Annotated in this window: 18 protein-coding genes and 1 riboswitch; of the genes, 14 read left to right on the top strand and 4 right to left on the bottom strand. The window is 74.3% G+C overall.

The genetic code is table 11. The annotated features are described in order from the left end of the window. Positions 1-64: 64 nt before the first annotated feature. The 6 genes from ABZ452_RS22225 to ABZ452_RS22200 all read left to right on the top strand — a co-directional run bounded on the left by ABZ452_RS22225 (position 65) and on the right by ABZ452_RS22200 (position 7,507). Positions 65-1,048 carry an AAA family ATPase gene (locus ABZ452_RS22225; RefSeq protein ID WP_357945990.1) on the top strand — a complete coding sequence of 328 codons (984 nt, stop codon included), beginning with the start codon at positions 65-67 and terminating at the stop codon, positions 1,046-1,048. An 85-nt stretch (positions 1,049-1,133) separates the two neighbouring features. After that, positions 1,134-2,465, top strand: a complete 1,332-nt coding sequence (locus ABZ452_RS22220; RefSeq protein ID WP_357945987.1) for a cytochrome P450 — start codon at positions 1,134-1,136, stop codon at positions 2,463-2,465. Positions 2,466-2,507: 42 nt separating this feature from the next. After that, positions 2,508-3,068, top strand: a complete 561-nt coding sequence (gene def, locus ABZ452_RS22215; RefSeq protein WP_091263792.1) for a peptide deformylase — start codon at positions 2,508-2,510, stop codon at positions 3,066-3,068. 5 nt (positions 3,069-3,073) lie between these two features. Continuing rightward, positions 3,074-4,000: a methionyl-tRNA formyltransferase gene (gene fmt / locus ABZ452_RS22210; RefSeq protein ID WP_357946313.1), complete on the top strand. Its 927-nt coding sequence runs from the start codon at positions 3,074-3,076 to the stop codon at positions 3,998-4,000. After that, a complete protein-coding gene (locus ABZ452_RS22205; protein WP_357945984.1) occupies positions 3,997-5,556 on the top strand; it encodes a transcription antitermination factor NusB in 1,560 nt (519 codons plus the stop codon). Before fmt ends, ABZ452_RS22205 begins: the two co-directional genes overlap by 4 nt. Before the next feature lie 211 nt (positions 5,557-5,767). Beyond that, positions 5,768-7,507, top strand: a complete 1,740-nt coding sequence (locus tag ABZ452_RS22200) for a M28 family peptidase (RefSeq protein WP_357945981.1) — start codon at positions 5,768-5,770, stop codon at positions 7,505-7,507. Between the two features lie 43 nt (positions 7,508-7,550). Here the strand turns inward: ABZ452_RS22200 and ABZ452_RS22195 are convergent, their stop codons facing one another. Beyond that, a complete protein-coding gene (locus ABZ452_RS22195; RefSeq protein WP_357945978.1) occupies positions 7,551-8,441 on the bottom strand; it encodes a septum formation family protein in 891 nt (296 codons plus the stop codon). A gap of 87 nt (positions 8,442-8,528) precedes the next feature. Next, positions 8,529-9,416, bottom strand: a complete 888-nt coding sequence (locus ABZ452_RS22190) for a septum formation family protein (protein ID WP_357945975.1) — start codon at positions 9,414-9,416, stop codon at positions 8,529-8,531. Between the two features lie 259 nt (positions 9,417-9,675). Here ABZ452_RS22190 and rpe point away from each other — a divergent pair, with 259 nt between their 5' ends. The 7 genes from rpe (at position 9,676) to ribH (ending at position 15,873) form a co-directional block, all read left to right on the top strand. Beyond that, positions 9,676-10,356 (top strand): ribulose-phosphate 3-epimerase, encoded by a 681-nt coding sequence (gene rpe / locus ABZ452_RS22185; protein ID WP_357945972.1) that lies wholly within the window; start codon positions 9,676-9,678, stop codon positions 10,354-10,356. Position 10,357: 1 nt separating this feature from the next. Further along, positions 10,358-11,314 (top strand): response regulator, encoded by a 957-nt coding sequence (locus tag ABZ452_RS22180; protein WP_357945969.1) that lies wholly within the window; start codon positions 10,358-10,360, stop codon positions 11,312-11,314. An 81-nt stretch (positions 11,315-11,395) separates the two neighbouring features. Then, a riboswitch (FMN riboswitch) is annotated at positions 11,396-11,568 on the top strand. Positions 11,569-11,738: 170 nt separating this feature from the next. Beyond that, complete coding sequence (ribD, locus tag ABZ452_RS22175) at positions 11,739-12,800, top strand: bifunctional diaminohydroxyphosphoribosylaminopyrimidine deaminase/5-amino-6-(5-phosphoribosylamino)uracil reductase RibD (RefSeq protein WP_357945967.1); 1,062 nt, start codon at positions 11,739-11,741, stop codon at positions 12,798-12,800. A 1-nt stretch (position 12,801) separates the two neighbouring features. Next, positions 12,802-13,413, top strand: coding sequence for a riboflavin synthase (locus ABZ452_RS22170; protein ID WP_357945964.1), 612 nt, complete (start codon positions 12,802-12,804; stop codon positions 13,411-13,413). Then, positions 13,410-14,108 carry a nicotinamide riboside transporter PnuC gene (gene pnuC, locus ABZ452_RS22165; RefSeq protein WP_357945961.1) on the top strand — a complete coding sequence of 233 codons (699 nt, stop codon included), beginning with the start codon at positions 13,410-13,412 and terminating at the stop codon, positions 14,106-14,108. Before ABZ452_RS22170 ends, pnuC begins: the two co-directional genes overlap by 4 nt. Beyond that, on the top strand, positions 14,105-15,373 hold the full coding sequence (locus ABZ452_RS22160; RefSeq protein WP_357945958.1) for a bifunctional 3,4-dihydroxy-2-butanone-4-phosphate synthase/GTP cyclohydrolase II: 1,269 nt from the start codon (positions 14,105-14,107) through the stop codon (positions 15,371-15,373). The genes pnuC and ABZ452_RS22160 overlap by 4 nt, the downstream gene beginning before the upstream one ends. Before the next feature lie 2 nt (positions 15,374-15,375). Continuing rightward, positions 15,376-15,873: a 6,7-dimethyl-8-ribityllumazine synthase gene (ribH, locus tag ABZ452_RS22155; RefSeq protein WP_357945956.1), complete on the top strand. Its 498-nt coding sequence runs from the start codon at positions 15,376-15,378 to the stop codon at positions 15,871-15,873. A gap of 190 nt (positions 15,874-16,063) precedes the next feature. On the opposite strand, the gene ABZ452_RS22150 is transcribed toward ribH, so the two are convergent. Both ABZ452_RS22150 and ABZ452_RS22145 read right to left on the bottom strand, forming a co-directional pair. After that, positions 16,064-17,362 (bottom strand): MFS transporter, encoded by a 1,299-nt coding sequence (locus tag ABZ452_RS22150; RefSeq protein ID WP_357945953.1) that lies wholly within the window; start codon positions 17,360-17,362, stop codon positions 16,064-16,066. Beyond that, the gene (locus ABZ452_RS22145; RefSeq protein ID WP_357945950.1) at positions 17,359-17,961 is read right to left on the bottom strand and encodes a helix-turn-helix domain-containing protein; all 603 of its coding nucleotides are present in this window, start codon (positions 17,959-17,961) and stop codon (positions 17,359-17,361) included. The genes ABZ452_RS22150 and ABZ452_RS22145 overlap by 4 nt, the downstream gene beginning before the upstream one ends. A gap of 135 nt (positions 17,962-18,096) precedes the next feature. On the opposite strand from ABZ452_RS22145, the gene ABZ452_RS22140 reads away from it, so the two are divergent. After that, positions 18,097-18,360, top strand: coding sequence for a phosphoribosyl-ATP diphosphatase (locus ABZ452_RS22140; RefSeq protein WP_091263821.1), 264 nt, complete (start codon positions 18,097-18,099; stop codon positions 18,358-18,360). Positions 18,361-18,369: the final 9 nt, after the last annotated feature.

Below are 18,369 nucleotides of genomic sequence, written 5' to 3'. Positions count from 1 at the left end.
GAGTGCGTCGAGCCGACGCGGATTCGATGATGTCAATCAGCCGGTGATCAGGGGTGGACCAGTCGTGACCGTTCGTCAGTCGATCGTCTTCAACGGTGACCTCGGCAGCGGCAAGAGCACCGTTTCCGTCGAGATCGCCAAGCGGCTGGGCCTGCGCCGGGTCAGCGTCGGCGACCTCTACCGCCAGATGGCCCAGGAGCGGCAGATGACCGCCCTGCAGCTCAACCTGCACGCCGAGCTGGACCAGGCCGTCGACGGCTACGTCGACCAGCTCCAGCGGGACATCGCCGCGTCGGGCGAGAGCCTGGTGATGGACTCCCGGCTGGCCTGGCACTTCTTCACCGACGCGCTCAAGGTGCACATGATCACCGAGCCGACCGAGGCGGCCCGCCGGGTGCTGGCCCGCCCGTCCGGCCCGGCGGAGAGCTACACCTCGATGGAGGAGGCGAAGGCCAAGCTCCGCGAGCGCAGCGAGAGCGAGCGCAGCCGGTTCATCGTGCGCTACGGCGTCGACAAGGCCCGCCTGCGCAACTACGACCTGGTCTGCGACACCACCCGGGCCACCCCCGAGCAGGTGATCCAGCACGTCGTCGACGTCTACGAGGGGCGGCTCGGCGCGGACGTGCTGCGCGACGGCCAGCCGCTGCTGCTGCTCGACCCGGCCCGGGTCTACCCGACCGAGGACATCGCCACCCTCCGTGGGCTGTGGGACTCGGAGTTCGTCGGCGAGGTGGCCGGGTCCGGCGACGAGGCCCTGGAGCCGCTGACCATCGGCTACACCGGCGAGTACTTCTTCGTGGTCGACGGCCACCGCCGGCTCAGCGCCGCCCTCCAGAGCGGCTTCCCGCTGGTCCCCGCCCGGCTGGTCGCCGAGGTCGACGAGCCGGTGGTCGGCGGGCTGAGCGCGGTCGACTTCTTCGCCGCCCAGGCCCGGCCCAGCCTGATCCACGACTGGGAGGCCGCGCACGGCCTCGCCCTGCCGCTGCCCGAGCACGCCCTGCTGGGCGGGGGCGCGGTGCTGGCCGGGGAGCCGGGCGCCGGCGCCTGACCGGGCCCACGGGCGCGGCGGCGGGATCGCCCGATCCGGCGGACCGGAGCATGATGAAGGTCTCCGATGCCTGGGGAGGCCGATCGTGGATCCTGCTGACGCCCTCGCGCTGCTCATGTCGCCCTCGGGACGGGTCGACCCGTACCCGACGTACGAACGGTTGCGCGCGCACGGCCCGGTGGTCCAGGCCGGCCCGGTCTTCTACGTGGTGACCGGCTACGCCGAGGCCGACGCGATCCTCCGCGACGCCCGGTTCGGCGTGATGGACGACGACCTGCGCGACCAGTTCCTGCCGGGCTGGCGGGAGAGTCCGGCGGTCCTGTCGATCTCCCGGTCGATGCTGCGCACCAACCCGCCGGACCACAGCCGGATGCGCCGCCTGGCGGCCGGCGCCTTCACCCCGCGCCGGATCGCCGCCATGCGGGACGTGGTCGAGGCGCAGGCCGACCGGCTGGTCGACGGGATACTGGCCCGCGGCCGGGAGGGCGCGCCGGTCGACTTCATGGCCGAGTTCGCGTACCCGCTGCCGGTGGGGGTGATCTGCGCGCTGCTCGGCGTGCCGGCGGCCGACCGGCCGCTGTTCCGGCGCTGGGCCACCGACCTGACCGGGGTGCTGGAGCCGGAGATCACCCCCGAGGAGCTGGCCGTGGCCGACCGCGGCGCGAGCGAGTTGCGCGACTACTTCACCGAGCTGGTCGCGGCCCGCCGGCGCGCCCCGGCGGACGACCTGACCACCGCGCTCGTGCAGGCCCACGACGCCGACGGCCATAATTCGGCCTCCGCGCCGCGAGGCGGCGCTACGGACCGAATGAGGGCCGACGGTGACCGGCTCTCCGGCGACGAGCTGCTGGCCAACCTGATCGTGCTGCTGGTGGCCGGCTTCGAGACCACCACCAACCTGCTCGGCAACGGCCTCGTGGTGCTCCTCGACCACCCGCGCGACGCGGCGGCGCTGCGGGAGCATCCCGAGTTCGCGCCCGGCTACGTCGAGGAGCTGCTGCGCTACGACTCACCGGTGCAGCTCACCTCCCGGATGAGCACCGCACCGACCCGGCACGGCGGCGTGGACCTGCCGGCCGGGAGCTGGCTCATCGTGATGCTCGGCGCCGCGAACCGGGACCCGGGCCGCTACCCGGAGCCGGAGCGGTTCGACCCGTGGCGGCCGCAGGTGCACCCGCTCTCCTTCGGCGCCGGCCCGCACTACTGCCTCGGCGCGGGCCTGGCCCGGCTGGAGGCGCAGGTGGCGTTCCCCCTGCTGCTGCGCCGGCTGCCCGGCCTCGCCCTGGCCGGGCCGGGCGAGCGGCGGGTCCGGCTCACCCTGCGGGGATACGCGACGCTGCCGGTCACCGTGGGTGACGAGGCGTCGCCGGTCACCGATCGCGGTACGCCGGCCGGGGCGACCGGATCGACTCCGTAGACTGGTACGGCACCACCCGTCCCAGACAAGGAGCCACTCCGCGTGACCGTCCAGCCCATCCGTCTGTTCGGCGACCCGGTGCTGCGCACGCCGGCCGACCCGGTCGTCGACTTCGACGCCGAGCTGCGCAAGCTGATCGCCGACCTGACCGACACGATGCGCGAGCAGAGCGGCGCCGGCCTGGCCGCGCCGCAGCTCGGGGTGGGCCTGCGGGTGTTCACCTTCGACGTCGACGACGTCCTCGGGCACCTGGTGAACCCGGTGCTGGAGTTTCCCGATGAGGAGGAGCAGGACGGCCCGGAGGGTTGCCTGTCCATCCCGGGGCTCTACTTCGACACGAAGCGGCGGCAGAACGTCATCGCCAAGGGCTTCAACGGCTACGGGGACCCGCTGCAGATCGTCGGCACCGGCCTGATGGCCCGCTGCGTGCAGCACGAGACCGACCACCTCGACGGGGTGCTCTTCGTCGACCGGCTCGACCCGGCCGGCCGCAAGGAGGCCATGAAGGCGATCCGCCAGGCCGAGTGGTACGACGAGGCCGCCCCGCCGACCGTCAAGCTCAGCCCGCACGCCGCCGGCAACCCCTTCGGCCTGGGGCGGTGACCCGGATGCGCCTGGTCTTCGCCGGCACGCCGGCCGTCGCCGTCCCCGCGCTGGACGCGATCGCCGCCTCCGGTCACGACCTGCTCGCCGTGGTCACCCGCCCCGACGCGCCGGCCGGCCGGGGGAGGGGCCTGCACCGCTCCCCGGTCGGCGCCTGGGCCGACGCGCACGGCGTGGAGGTGCTCACCCCGGCGCGGCCGCGCGAGCCCGAGTTCCTCGACCGGCTCCGCGAGCTGGCCCCGGACTGCGTGCCGGTGGTCGCCTACGGCGCGCTGGTGCCGCCGGCGGCGCTGGAGATCCCCCGGCTCGGCTGGATCAACCTGCACTTCTCGCTCCTGCCCGCCTGGCGCGGCGCGGCGCCCGTGCAGCACGCCGTGCTGCACGGCGACGAGCTGACCGGGGCCAGCGTCTTCCAGCTGGAGGAAGGGCTGGACACCGGCCCGGTCTACGGCACCGTCACCGACGAGGTGCGGCCCGCGGACACCTCCGGCGACCTGCTGGAGCGGCTCGCCCACTCCGGCGCCGGGCTGCTGGTCGCGGTGCTCGACGCGCTGGCGGCCGGCACCGCCCGGGCCGAGCCGCAGCCGGCCGACGGGGTCTCCCTCGCGCCGAAGCTGACCGTCGAGGACGCCCGGGTCCGCTGGGCCGACCCGGCCTTCGCGGTGGACCGCCGGATCCGCGCCTGCACCCCGGCCCCCGGCCCGTGGACCACCTTCCGGGGCGACCGGGTCAAGCTCGGCCCCGTCACCGTGGTGGCGGACGGCCCGGAGCTGAAGCCCGGCGAGCTGCTGGTCGAGAAGTCGCGGGTGCTGGCCGGCACCGGCACCGTCCCGGTGCGGCTCGGCGAGGTGCGCGCGGCCGGCAAGAAGGCCATGTCGGCCGGCGACTGGGCGCGCGGCGTCCGGGTCGCCGCCGGCGAGGTGCTCGCGTGACCGGGCCGGCCGAGCCCGGCCGTTTCTCCGACGGTCCGCGTGGCGGCCGCTCCGGCGACGCCGGGCGGTTCACCGGCGGCGAACGGTCCCGCGACCGCGGCGACCGCGGCGACCGCCCCGCACGCCGGGGCGACGGGCCGCCGCGCGAGGGGCGTTTCGGCGCCGACCGGCGCGGCGGCGTCCGGCGTCCGGTCCGGCCGGCCGTCGACCTGCCTCGGCACGTCGCGTTCCAGGCGATCGCGGCTGTGCACCGGGACGACGCGTACGCGAACCTGGTGCTGCCGGCGATGCTCCGTGACGAGGGGCTGACCGGCCGGGACGCCGCCTTCGCCACCGAGCTGACCTACGGCACGCTCCGCCACACCGGCACCCTGGACGCGATCATCACCGACGCGGCCGGCCGGGACGTGCAGCGGATCGACCCGCCGGTGCGGGACGCGCTGCGGCTCGGGACCTACCAGTTGCTGCACACCCGGGTGCCGGCGCACGCGGCCGTGTCGTCCACCGTGGACCTGGTGCGGACCGTCGCGGCCGGGGCCACCGGCTTCGCCAACGCGGTGCTCCGCGAGGTGGCGAGCCGCGACGTCGACGGCTGGGTGGCGAAACTCGCCCCGTCCGAGGAGACCGACCCGATCGGCTACCTCGCGCTGGCGTACAGCCATCCGCAGTGGATCGTCCGGGCCTTTGCCGAGGCGCTCGGCGGTGACCTGCGCGAGACCGCCCGCCTGCTCATCGAGGACAACGAGCGCCCGCCGGTGCACCTGTGCGCCCGGCCCGGGCTGGCCGACCCGGTGGCGCTGGCCGACGAGGTCGGCGGGGCGCCCGGCGCCTTCTCGCCGTACGCCGTCTACCTCGCCGGCGGCGCGCCGGGTGACCTGGCGGCGGTGACCGAGGGGCGCGCGCACGTCCAGGACGAGGGTTCCCAGCTGGTGGCGAACGCCCTCGCGGTGGCGCCGCTGGACGGCCCGGACGGCCGCTGGCTCGACCTGTGCGCCGGCCCCGGCGGCAAGGCGGGCCTGCTCGGCGCCCTGGCCGCGGAGCGCGGCGCCCGGCTCACCGCGGTCGAGGTCGCCGAGCACCGGGCCCGGCTGGTCAGCCAGGCGACCCGGGGCCTGCCGGTCACCGTGGTGAACACCGACGGGCGCACGGTCGGGGCCGATCCGAAGCTGCCGGAGGGGCACTTCGACCGGGTGCTGGTCGATGCCCCGTGCACCGGGCTGGGCTCGCTGCGCCGGCGGCCGGAGTCCCGCTGGCGCCGCCAGCCGTCGGACCTGCCGCCGCTGACCCGGTTGCAGCGGGAGCTGCTGACCGCCGCGCTGCGCGCGGCCCGGCCGGGCGGCCTGGTCGCGTACGTGACGTGCTCGCCGCACACCGTGGAGACGCACGTGTCGGTGACCGAGGCGTCCCGCCGGTGCGGCTTCCCGGTCGACTTCGTCGACGCCCGCCCGCTGCTGCCGGCCGGCATGCCCGGGCTGGGGGACGGCCCCACGGTCCAGCTGTGGCCGCAGCGGCACGGCACGGACGCGATGTTCCTGGCGGTGCTGCGCAAGGGCTGAGCGCGGACCCGGCCCACGGGCCGAATGTCCACAGGTGAATGGAAAAGCGGGACCGGCGACGCCGGTCCCGCTTTGTGTCATGTGACAGTCCCGTTGACTCTTACATCGATACGTGTCACTGTCCGATCACCGGTCCGTGGGGCTCCCACCGGAGTCCACGGGCCGCGCCACCCCCGCCAGCACGTCCCGCCGACCCCCACGAGGAGTCTCCATGAGACGCAGAACGCCGACCGCGGGCCTCGCGCTCGCCCTCTTCGCCGCCGTGACGGCGACCCTGACCACCACGGCCGCCTCCGCCGCCCCCGCGCCGGTGAGCGCCGCCCCCGCGCTCGCCGCCGCCGCGCCGGACATCTCGGTGACCAACGTCCAGGCCCACCTCACCCAGTTCAACTCCATCGCCACGAGCAACGGCGGCAACCGGCGGGCCGGCTCGGCCGGCCACACCGCCTCGGTCGCCTACGTGAAGGGCAAGCTCCAGGCCGCCGGCTACACCGTCTCCGAGCAGGTCTGCACGACCTGCACCTACCGGTCGAACAACCTGATCGCCGAGTGGCCGCAGGGCCCGGCCGACCAGGTGGTCATGTTCGGGGCGCACCTCGACGGCGTCTCCGCCGGCCCGGGCATCAACGACAACGGCTCCGGCTCGGCCACCCTGCTGGAGAACGCGCTGGTCCTGGCGAGCCAGAACCCGAGCATGACCAAGCGGGTGCGGTTCGCGTGGTGGACCGACGAGGAGCAGGGCCTCAACGGCTCGGAGTTCTACGTCAACTCGCTCAGCGCCACCCAGAAGGGCTACATCAAGGGCTACTACAACTTCGACATGGTCGGCTCGACCAACGGCGGCTACTTCATCAACCGGGTCACCTCCACCACGGCCGCGCCGCTGAAGGCGTACTGGGACTCGCTGAACCTCCAGCCGGAGGAGAACGTCGAGGGCCAGGGCCGCTCCGACGACTACCCCTTCCAGCAGGCCGGCATCCCGACCTCGGGTTACGCGGCCGGCGCCAGCGCCCGCAAGACCAGCGCCCAGGCCGCCAAGTGGGGCGGCACGGCCAACTCCGCGTACGACTCCTGCTACCACCGCTCCTGCGACACCACCGCCAACGTCAGCGCGACGGTGCTCAACCGCAGCGCCGACGGCGTGGCGTACGCGATCTGGCAGCTCGCGGTCGGCGGCGGCACCCCGACCAACGACTTCTCCGTCGCGGTGAGCCCCACCTCCGGCAGCGTCGCCCGGGGCGGCTCCACCACCGCGACCGTCAGCACCGCCACCACCAGCGGCAGCGCCCAGACGGTGAGCCTGTCGGCCACGGGCGCCCCGAGCGGGGTGACGGTGAGCTTCAGCCCGTCCTCGGTCACCTCCGGCGGCTCGGCCACCATGACCGTCAGCGCCTCAGCGACCGCCACCACCGGCACCTTCACCATCACGGTCACCGGCACCGGCTCGGTCACCCGCACCGCCGGCTACACCCTCACGGTGACCGGCACGGGCGGCTGCGCCGGCGGCCAGCTCATCGGCAACAGCAGCTTCGAGTCGGGCAGCACGCCGTGGACGGCCAGCTCGGGGGTCATCACGAACTCCTCGAGCCAGGCGGCCCGGACGGGCTCCTACAAAGCGTGGCTGGACGGCTACGGCAGCACCCACACGGACACGCTGTCGCAGTCGGTGACCATCCCGGCCGGGTGCGCCAGCTACACGCTGTCGTTCTGGCTGCACATCGACACCGCGGAGACCACCACGAGCACCGCGTACGACAAGCTGACCGTGCAGGTCGGCACGACCACGCTGGCGACGTACTCGAACCTCAACAAGGCGAGCGGCTACGCGCAGCGCAGCTTCAACCTGGCGGCGTACGCCGGGCAGACCGTCACGCTGAAGTGGACCGGGGTGGAGGACGCCTCCCTCCAGACCAGCTTCGTCATCGACGACGTGACGCTCCAGGTCGGCTGAGCGCACCGGGCGGGGTGGGCCGGAGAGCCCGCCCCGCTCCCGCTCAGGTGACCGGCAGCGCCTTGCTGCCGCCGCCCTTGAGTGAGCGGGTCAGCGTCCGGTCGGAGACCCAGAGGAAGCACTGCACGCCACGGTCGCCGTCCTGCCACTCCTCCTCGTAGGGGTGGTAGATGATCGTGCCGGCCCGGTAGACCAGGTCGCCGTTGTTCGGCACCTTGACGTACCTGGCGATCAGCGCGCGGCAGCCCTTGTGCGCCCGCAGGGTGGTCCGCTGGAACTCGGCGTAACTGAGATCCGGGAACCGGTAGACCCCGACGAACTCGGCGTGGTGCTTGGCGGTGCAGGCGACCGGCCGCATCTCCTCCACGTCGTCCTTGCTGAGCTTCGGGTTGAAGCAGCCCAGCGCCAGCGGCGAGCCCGCCTTCAGGGCGTTGCGCAGGCTGCCGCGGCGCGCGACGACGCTGCCGTCGTCGAGGCTGGCCACCTCGGAGGCGTCGCAACGGAACCAGTGGGCCCCACCGGTCCAGGCCGCGGCCGACGGGAAGACCACGGACAGCCGCAGCCGCCCCGAGCGCCACTCGGCGCCGACCGCCTTGTTGACCTGCTTCGCGCATTCGGCGTGCGCCGTCCGGGCGCCGGTCGACCCGGCCTTCGGGGGAGTGCCGCGTCCGGCGTCCGGGCCGGTCAGGGTGCCCACGTACAGCGTCTCGGCCCGGTGGGTGGCGGCGCAGTCGACCGGGTTCCAGCCGCTCAGGTAGCCGACGTCCTGGATCGTGGAGTGGCAGGCGCCGGCCTGGGGCACGAAGGCCGCCGGGGCGCCGAAGGCGGGCCAGTCGTCGGCCAGGTCGCGGTCGACCCCGGCCGGCGCGCCGCAGCCGCCGAGCGCCAACACCGCCGTGACACCGGCGGCGACCGCCGCCCACCATCGCCGCATCCCGACCGACCTCCCCGTCGTCCGTGGTCGCCCGACCGGCGCGGAGCACCGGGTACGCCTCGGCGGTGCAGCATACGACACCCGGGCTCAGCTGACGGGTAGTCCCTCCGGGCCGGCCCCGCGCACCGACCGGGTCAGCTTCCGGTCGTCGCTCCACAGGAAACAGCGCACCCCCCGGTCGCCCTCCTCCCACTCCCGCTGCGACGGCGGGTAGAAGATCGAACCGGCCCGGTACGGCAGGTCGGCGTTGTTCGGCACCGCGGCGAAGGCGGCGATCAGCGCCATGCAGCGGCGGTGCACCTGCGGGGCGGCGCGGGTGAAGTCCGCCCAGCTCATGTCGCCTTCCTCGAAGACGCCGACGAACTCGGCGCGGTGCGGCTCGGTGCAGAGGACCGGGGCCATGTAGTTCAGGTTGTCGCCGATCAGCTTCGGGTCGAAACACCGGTGCACCAGCGGGCTGTCGCCCACCATGGCGCCGCGCAGGCTGCCCACCCGGTTGATCGGCCGGGTGTTGTCGATGCTGTCGGTCTCCGCCAGGTCGCAGCGGAACCAGCGGGCCCCGCCCATCCAGGCGGTGACCGGGGGCAGCGCGATGCTCAGGGTGAGCCGGGCGGAGTGCCAGTCCCCGCCGATCACCTCCCGGGCCCGCTGGTCACACTCGGCGCGGGCGGTGCGCAGCCCGGGGGAGCCCGGTTCCGGCCGCGCGCCCTGCGCCGCCGGACCGGTGAAGGTGCCGACGTGCACCGTCTCGGCCAGGTGGCTGCCCGCACAGTCGACCGTCTCGTAGGTGGCGGCCTGCACCACGGCGGTGAGCCGGGACAGGCAGGCGTCGGTGGCGGGGACGAACAGGCGCGGCGCCGGCAGCGCGGCCCAGTCGTCGGTGAGGTCCCCGTCGGCCCGGTGCGGTGGGACACAGCCGGTCAGGGCCACCGTCGCCGTGCCGGCCAGCGCCAGCGCCAGGAGCCACCGTCGCATCGTCCGCCCTTCCCGGGAGATGACAGCCGGTCGCTGCGGCCCGTGCGGCGTGCCCCGCGACCGGGCGTGCAGCATACGTGACAGTCCCTGTAGGAGTTTCGCCCTGTTTCGATCGATCGGCCAGTCGCGGATGACTTTTCGTGTCGACTTTCCGCACCGGACCGGCTGATTCTGCACCGCGGGTCACGTCCGGGTCACGGTGGGCTCCCGCCGGTGCCGCGCTGCGGACGCCGGGTGACCGCCTTCGTACACTGGCCCCGTGACCGTACCGCCGCTGATCGTCGCGCCCAGCATCCTGGCCGCCGACTTCGCCCGCCTCGCCGACGAGGTCCGCGCCATCGAGCATGCCGCCGACTGGTTGCACGTGGACGTCATGGACAACCATTTCGTGCCCAACCTGACCATCGGGCTGCCGGTGGTGCAGAGCCTGCGGGCGGCCACCCAGCTTCCCTTCGACGTGCACCTCATGATCGAGGACCCGCGCCGCTGGGCGCCCGGCTACGCCGACGCCGGGGCGTACAACGTGACGTTCCACGCCGAGGCGTGCGACGACCCGGTGGCGCTGGCCAAGGACCTGCGCTCGGCCGGTGCGAAGGCGGGGCTGGCGATCGACCGGGACACGCCGATCGAGCCGTACCTGGACCTGCTGCCCAGCTTCGACACGCTGCTGATCATGACGATCAAGGCCGGTTTCGGCGGCCAGCGGTTCATCCCCCAGCTGCTCGACAAGGTGCGCGCCGCCCGGCGGCACGTCGCGAGCGGCCACCTGGAACTCCGCATCGAGGTGGACGGCGGGATCGCCGCGGACACCATCGAACAGGCCGCCGCGGCGGGCGCCGACGCCTTCGTCGCCGGCACCGCGGTCTACGGGGCCGACGACCCGGCCGAGGCGGTCCGCCGGCTGCGCGGCCTGGCGGAACGCGCGACGACCGGGGCCTGAGGTGGATCCCGCCGGCGACCGACCCGACGTGATCCTGGTCGTCGACGACGACGAGGACATCGCCCGCTTCGTCGAGTTCAACCTGCGGTTGCACGGCTTCGAGGTGCTGCACGCCGGCGACGGCCAGGAGGCCCTGGAGGTCATCGAGCGGCACCGGCCGGACCTGGCCGTGGTCGACCTCATGATGCCGCGGATCGACGGCCTGGAGCTGACCCGCCGGCTGCGCGCCGACCCGATGACCTCGGCCCTGCCGGTGATCATGCTGACCGCCAAGGGGATGACCTCCGACAAGGTCAACGGCCTCAGCGCAGGCGCGGACGACTACCTGGTAAAGCCCTTCGACACCGCCGAGCTGGTCGCGCGGGTGAGTTCCACGCTGCGCCGCAACAAGGAGTTCCGGGAGGTCTCCCCGCTGACCGGGCTGCCCGGCAACAGCCGGATCCGGCGGGAGATCAGCGACCGGGTCCGCAGCGGCGTCGACTACGCCGTCGGCTACATCGACATCGACCGCTTCAAGAGCGTCAACGACCGCTACGGCTTCGTCCGGGGCGACGAGTTCATCTCCGCGCTGGCCCGCAGCCTGCACCGGGCGGTGGTCTCGATCGGCCTGCCGCCGGCCTTCCTGGGCCACGTCGGCGGCGACGACTTCGTCATCGTGTGCACCCCGTCCCAGGTCCGGCCGCTGACCAGCCGGGCCGTGGTCGACTTCGAGAAGGCCGCCGACGCCCTCTACGACGCGACCGACCGGGAGCGCGGCTTCGTCGAGCTGAAGGACCGCCGGGGCAACATCCGCCGGGCCGCGCTGGTCACCCTCTCCATCGGCGTCTCCCTCTCCGACTCCGGCAAACGCTTCACCGACCCCCTGGAGGCGATCGCCGTGGCCTCCGAGATGAAGACGGTCGCCAAGAGCCAACCCGGGTCATACGTCGCGGTCGACCGCCGACGGGGAGTGACGTGACGATCCGACCCGGGCTGTGAAGTAGCTCGCCTCTGTGGCGCGACCCGCCTCGCGACGTGTAAGACTTCCGGTGTACCCACCACGCGCTGGCGGGGCTCGGTGAAATTCCGAACCGGCGGTGATCCACGGTCCGACCGTGGTAAGCCCGCGACCCGGACGGCTTCGGCCGGACGGTGGACCTGGTGAGAATCCGGGGCCGACGGTTGGGGTGCGGCTCGTCCGCCCCCAGACAGTCCGGATGGGAGACAGCGCGCGGGACGGGGAGAGCCCTGCTGGGCGCTGAGCACCCTCAGCCGCCGCGTGGGCTTCCCCGGGGTCGGCTGTGCCGTCCCCGGATCTCCGCCGCCGCGTGTCCGCGGCACCCGTGCCGCTCTGTCCCTGACCCGCCCGCGCGCGACCGGCGAGCGAGAGGGCAGGGCTGGCGATGGCGAGCGTCTCCGTGGACGAGGCGATGCGTCGTGCGATCGCGCTGGCCGCCCGCGGCCTCGGTGCCACCAGCCCCAACCCCGTGGTCGGCTGCGTCCTGCTGGACGCCGACGGCGAGGTCGTCGGCGAGGGCTTCCACGCCTACGCGGGCGGTCCGCACGCCGAGATCGTCGCGCTGGCCCAGGCCGGCCGGCGCGCCCGCGGCGGCACCGCCGTGGTCACCCTGGAACCCTGCGACCACACCGGCCGCACCGGCCCGTGCAGCCACGCCCTCATCGCGGCCGGCGTCGCGCGCGTGGTGGTCGCCGTCCCGGACCCCAACCCGGTCGCCTCGGGCGGCGCGGCCACCCTGCGCGCCGCGGGCGTCCAGGTCGACCTGGGGGTACGCGGCGACGAGGCCGAGGCCGGCAACATCGCCTGGCTCACCTCGATGCGCCGGGGCTGGCCGTACCTCATCTGGAAGTACGCGGCCACCCTCGACGGGCGCTCCGCCGCGGCGGACGGCACCAGCATATGGATCACCTCGGAGGCGGCCCGGATCGACGTGCACGCCCTGCGCGGCACCGTCGACGCGGTGATCGCCGGGGTGGGCACCGTGCTGGCCGACGACCCCCGGCTCACCGCCCGCAACCTGCGCGACGGCACCCTGGCCATCCGGCAGCCGCTGCGGGTGGTGGTGGACAGCTCGGGGCGTACCCCGGCGCAGGCCCGGGTCCGCGACGGCGCCGCCCGGACCTGGGTGGCCACCGCCGCGGAGGTCGGTGCCGGCCCGGACGGCCGGGTCGACCTCGCGGCGCTGCTCGCGGAGCTGCACCACCGCGGCGTGCGGGCCGCGCTGTTGGAGGGCGGCCCCACCCTGGCCGGCGCGTTCCTCGCCGCCGGCCTGGTCGACAGGATCGTCGGGTACGTCGCGCCGAAGCTGCTCGGCGCCGGGCCGACCGCCCTGCTGGACGCCGGCGTGACGACCATCGCCGACGCCATCGACCTGGAGCTCACCGACGTTACGCAGGTCGGTCCCGACCTGCGGATCACCGCGCTGCCCCGGAAGAGGGAGGCCTGACATGTTCACCGGCATCGTCGAGGAACTGGGCGAGATCGTCCGGACCACCGACACCGGGGGTGACTCGGCGCTGGTCGCGGTCCGCGGCCCGCTGGTCACCTCGGACGCCCGGCACGGCGACTCCATCGCGGTCAACGGGGTCTGTCTCACCGTGGTCGACGTCGACGGCGGGATCTTCACCGCCGACGTGATGGGGGAGACGCTGCGCCGCACCGCGCTCGGGGCGCTGCGCCCCGGCGACCCGGTCAACCTGGAGCGGGCCGCCGCGCTGAACAGCCGCCTCGGCGGCCACCTGGTGCAGGGGCACGTCGACGGGGTCGGCGAGCTGCTGTCCCGGGAGCCGGCCGCGCAGTGGGAGACGGTGCGCTTCCGGCTGCCCGCCGGGCTGGCCCGGTACGTGGTGGAGAAGGGCTCGATCACCGTCGACGGCATCTCGCTGACCGTCGCGGCGGTCGGCGACGACTGGTTCTCGGTCGGGCTGATCCCGACCACCCTCAAGCTCACCACCCTCGGCGCCAAGGGTCCCGGCGACCCGGTCAACCTCGAGGTGGACGTGCTGGCCAAGTACGTCGAGCGGCTGCTCGGCGACCGCGCCGCCGGGGGTGCCCGGTGACGGGCCCGCTCGGCTGGCTGCTCGACGCCCAGGTGCACGTGGCCGGCTCGCCGGTGCTGGTCCGGGAGATCGTCGGCAACGTCTTCGGCCTCGCCTCCGCGCTGTTCGGGCTCCGCCGGGTGGTCTGGGCCTGGCCGGTCGGCATGATCGGCAACGCGCTGCTGTTCACCGTGTTCCTCGGCGGGGTGTTCGCCACCCCTCAGGCGCACGACCTCTACGGCCAGGCCGGCCGGCAGGTCTTCTTCTTCGCGGTCAGCGTCTACGGCTGGTGGCGCTGGTCGCGCAACCGCCGCTCCGGCGGCGGGGAGCAGCCGGCGGTCGTCCCGCGCTGGGCGACCTGGCGGGAGCGGCTCGGCCTGCTCGCCGCCGCGGCGGTCGGGACCGCGGCCGCGTACCCGGTGCTCGCCGCGCTCGGCTCGTGGGGGCCGCTGCCGGACGCCTGGATCCTGGTCGGCAGCCTGCTCGCCACCTACGGCATGGCCCGCGGCTGGGTGGAGTTCTGGCTGATCTGGATCGCCGTCGACGCGGTCGGCGTGCCGCTGCTGCTCCAGGGCGGCTTCTACCCGTCGGCCGCCATGTACCTGGTCTACGGCGGGTTCTGCCTCGCCGGCCTGTACGCCTGGTGGCGCACCTCCCGGGCGACGCCGCCCGCCCGCACCCCGATCCCGCCGACGTACTCGGAGGCCGTGGCATGAGCAGCACCTTCGGCAGCATCGAGCAGGCGGTGGCGGACATCGCCGCCGGCCGGCCCGTCGTGGTGGTCGACGACGAGGACCGGGAGAACGAGGGCGACCTGATCTTCGCGGCCGAGCTGGCCACCCCGGAGCTGGTCGCGTTCATGGTCCGCTACACCTCCGGCTACATCTGCGTGCCGCTCACCGAGAGCGAGTGCGACCGGCTGGACCTGCCGCCCATGCACCACACCAACCAGGACCGGCGGGGCACCGCGTACACGGTGACCGTGGACGCGCGGGAGGGGATCAGCACCGGCATCTCCGCCGCCGACCGGTCGCACACCATCCGGCTGCTCGCCGCCGCGTCGACCGACCCGACCGACCTGGCCCGCCCCGGGCACGTGGTGCCGCTGCGCGCCCGCCAGGGCGGGGTGCTGCGCCGCCCCGGGCACACCGAGGCGGCCGTGGACCTGACCCGGCTGGCCGGGCTGCGCCCCGCCGGGGTGCTCTGCGAGCTGGTCAACGACGACGGCACCATGATGCGCCTGCCCGACCTGGAGAAGTTCTGCGCCGAGCACGGGCTGACCCTGGTCACCATCGCCGACCTGATCGCCTACCGGCGGCGCACCGAGAAGCAGGTCGAGCAGGTGGCCGAGGCGCGGATGCCCACGCCGTACGGGGTGTACCGGGCGCTCGGCTACCGCGCCGAGCACGACACCGCCGAGCACGTGGCGCTGGTCATGGGCGACCTGGGCGACGGGCGGGACGTGCTCGTGCGGGTGCACTCCGAGTGCCTCACCGGGGACGTCTTCGGGTCGCTGCGCTGCGACTGCGGGCCCCAGCTGCAGGCCGCGCTGGCCCGGGTGGCCCAGGAGGGGCGGGGCGTGGTGCTCTACGTGCGCGGGCACGAGGGGCGGGGCATCGGCCTGCTGCACAAGCTCCAGGCGTACCAGCTCCAGGACCAGGGCCGGGACACCGTGGACGCGAACCTCGACCTGGGGCTGCCGGCCGACGCGCGGGACTACGGGACGGGCGCGCAGATCCTCTACGACCTCGGCGTCCGCTCCATGCGGCTGCTGACCAACAACCCGGCCAAGCGCGCCGGCCTGGAGGGCTACGGCCTCACGGTGAGCGGCCGGGAGGGCCTGCCCGTGCGGTCCAACCCGGAGAACGTGCGTTACCTGCGGACCAAGCGGGACCGGATGGGCCACCTCCTGGAGGGGCTGGACGAGGTGACCGAGGCGCCGATGGGCCGCCCGGTCGCCGGCGACGAGATCGGAGCGTAGACATGGCGGGTTTCGGCGAACCGGGCGTGACCGCGGTGGACGCCGGCGGGCTGACCGTCGGCATCGTGGCCGCGCGCTGGCACGGCGACCTCACCGACCACATGGTCGACCGGGCGGTGGCCGCCGCCGAGGCGTGCGGCGCGCGGTCCGTGGTGGCCCGGGTGGCCGGCTCGGTCGAGCTGCCCGTGGTGGCCCAGGCGATGGCCCGCCGGTACGACGTGGTGGTCGCCCTCGGCGTGGTGGTGCGGGGCTCCACCGCGCACTTCGACTACGTCTGCCAGTCGGTCACCGAGGGGCTGACCCGGGTGGCGCTGGACGAGGGGAAGCCGGTGGCGCACGGGGTGCTCACCGTGGACACCATCGAGCAGGCCCGGGACCGGGCCGGGCTGCCCGGGTCGGCGGAGGACAAGGGCTGGGCCGCCACCGTGGCGGCGCTGGACGCCGCGCTGGCCATCCGTGGCCTGGACGCCGCGAGCGGCCACCGGGTCGGCTTCGCCTGACCGGCCCACCGGGTCGGCTTCGCCTGACCCGGCCGGCACCCGTGCGGCCGACCGTCCGGGGCGGCGGGTGCCGCGACGATCCCCGGTCGGAGCTGCCTGCCGTGTGACTCGCGGGACGCTACGAGCTTGATGACGTGGGTGATTCACCGTCCCGCCGCCCGTCACGACCGGGGGGCGTCCGCGGCTGCGGTCACCCGAGCCGCACCGGGAGCGTCGCCGGCCCGGCTGAATCGCCTGCGTCATCAGGTTCGTAGCGTCCTCCGGTGTGTGGGGTGGTGAGGCGGCGGCCGGTGAGCAGGTACGCCCCGGCAGCCAGCAGCAGCGCCCCGATCGCCCCGTACAGCAGCCGGTAGTCGACCAGGCCGACCACCAGGGCGCCCGCCCCGATCGCCACGGCCTGCGGTCCGCTGGCCAGCGCGTCCAGCGCGGCCGAGACGCGGCCGACCAGACCCGGTGGGGTGTTCCGTTGCACCAGCGTCATGGTGCCCACGAGGGCGACCGGCAGGCCGAGGCCGATCAGCACCGCGGCGGCGACCGCGAACCCGAGCACCGGCCAGACCGGGGCCACGAAGCCCACGGCGATGGTGGCCACGCCGAGCGCCATGGCGCCCAACTCGCCGAGCCGGCGCACCAGCGCCGCCGAGCCCAGCCCGCCGATCAGGCCACCGATGCCCTGCAGGGAGACCAGCACCCCCAGGAAGGCCGGCTCCCGCCCGAGCCCCCGGTCGACGTACGCGAACCACAGCGTCTCCCCGAAGCCGAGGCCGATGGTGGCGACCACGACCGCCAGCAGCGCCCGGCGCAGCGCCGGCTCGCCCACCAGGTGCCGCACGCCGGCGACCAGTTCCCCGCGCCCGTCTCCGGGGGCCCGCACCTCCGCCGCCCGCGGCGGGGCTGTTCCGGTGGCCCCGATCCCACCCGCCCCCGGCGCCGGGCGCACGGCCAGCCCCACGGCGCCGGCCACCAGGAACCCGAGCGCGCAGGTGGCCGCCATCGCCGGGCCGCCGAGCAGCACGAACAGGCCGGCGCCGAGCAGCGGCCCGACCAGCCGCAGCCCCTGCTTGACGGTCTGGGACACGCCGTTGGCGTCGGGCAGCAGCTCCGCGGGGACCAGTTCCTGCACGAGCGCGGTGACCGTGGCGCCCAGCGCGATGTACGAGAGCCCGTAGCCGGCGGCGACCGCGTAGACGATCCACAGCCGGCTGGCGTCGTGGACGGCCAGCAGCGGCAGCAGCAGGACGGCGGTGCCCGCGTTGAGGGCCACGAACAGCCGACGGCGCGGCGCCCGGTCGACCACCCAGCCGGCCAGCGGGGCGAGCACCATCGGCGCGGTCAGCGCCAGGAAGGTGGCGCCGGCCAGCCCGTCGGAGCCGGTCAGCTCCTTGACCCAGATCGCGAGGGCCAGCAGCAGGATCGACTCGGCGATCATGCTGACGGCCAGTGCGACGAAGAACAGCCGGAACTCCGGGCGGCGCAGCAGTTGTCTCATCGGTCCCCGTTCCCTTCGGCGACGGTGGGGCCGTCGACCTCGGGCACGCCCCAGGCCATCAGCCGTACCGGCCGGGAGCCGGGCGGGCGGGCCGCCGGGTCGCCGAGCCGGTCCAGGTGGCGGGCGAACAGCGCGCGCAGCTCCTCCTGGAGCTCCTGGAGTTCGTCGGCGGTGTACCAGCTGACGAACTGGGTGAAGTAGCCGGCGTCCCGCCATTCGGGGGACTGCTGCCGGCGGGCCGCCATCCAGTCCCAGAGCTTGCGGTACTCCAGGTCGAGCAGGACCCGGGCGGCCGCGTCGCCGGCGCGTGCCAGCTCGGGGCCCTCCTCGCCGTTGCCCCAGCGGTGGCCGTCGGTGACCAGCCGCCACGGCCGTTGCCGCCCGGTGCCGCCGCCGGCCTCGGTGACGAACCCGTACCGGGCGAGCTGGCGCAGGTGCCAGGAGCAGTTGGCGGGGCTCTCGCCGACCCGCTCGGCCACCTCGGTGGCAGTCAGCGGGCCGTGCACGCCGACCGCGTCGAGAATGCGCAGCCGCAGCGGATGGGCGAAGGCCCGCAGGGTGTCGACGTCGGTGATCTCGCGGGGGCGCTGTTCGGCCATGCGTCGAAGGATAACCTTCGAAAGGTGTGTTTCGAAAGACTTGCTTCGAGCGAGCCGTCCACCATGTGGTCGCCGTCCCGCCGCGCCGGACCCGGGGGGAGGCGTCACCCGGGGCGGCTGGAAGAATCGCCTTCCGTGAAGACGTTCGAGGAGTTGTTCGCCGAGCTGCAGGCCAAGGCCGCCGCCGGCGCCCCGGGCTCGGGCACGGTCGCCGCCCTGGAGAAGGGCGTGCACTTCATCGGCAAGAAGGTCGTCGAGGAGGCGGCCGAGTCGTGGATGGCGGCCGAGCACGAGGGCCCGGAGCGGGCCGCGGAGGAGATCTCCCAGCTGCTCTACCAGGCCCAGGTGCTGATGCTGGCCACCGGCCTCGAGCTGAAGGACGTCTACCGACATCTGTGAGTGCCCCGT

Origin of the sequence: Micromonospora sp. NPDC005707, from assembly GCF_040631005.1 — a bacterium.
In the GTDB taxonomy this organism is placed as follows: Bacteria; Actinomycetota; Actinomycetes; order Mycobacteriales; family Micromonosporaceae; genus Micromonospora.
Note: the sequence above shows the minus strand (reverse complement) of the source record. Positions and strands in the feature narration are given on the sequence as shown.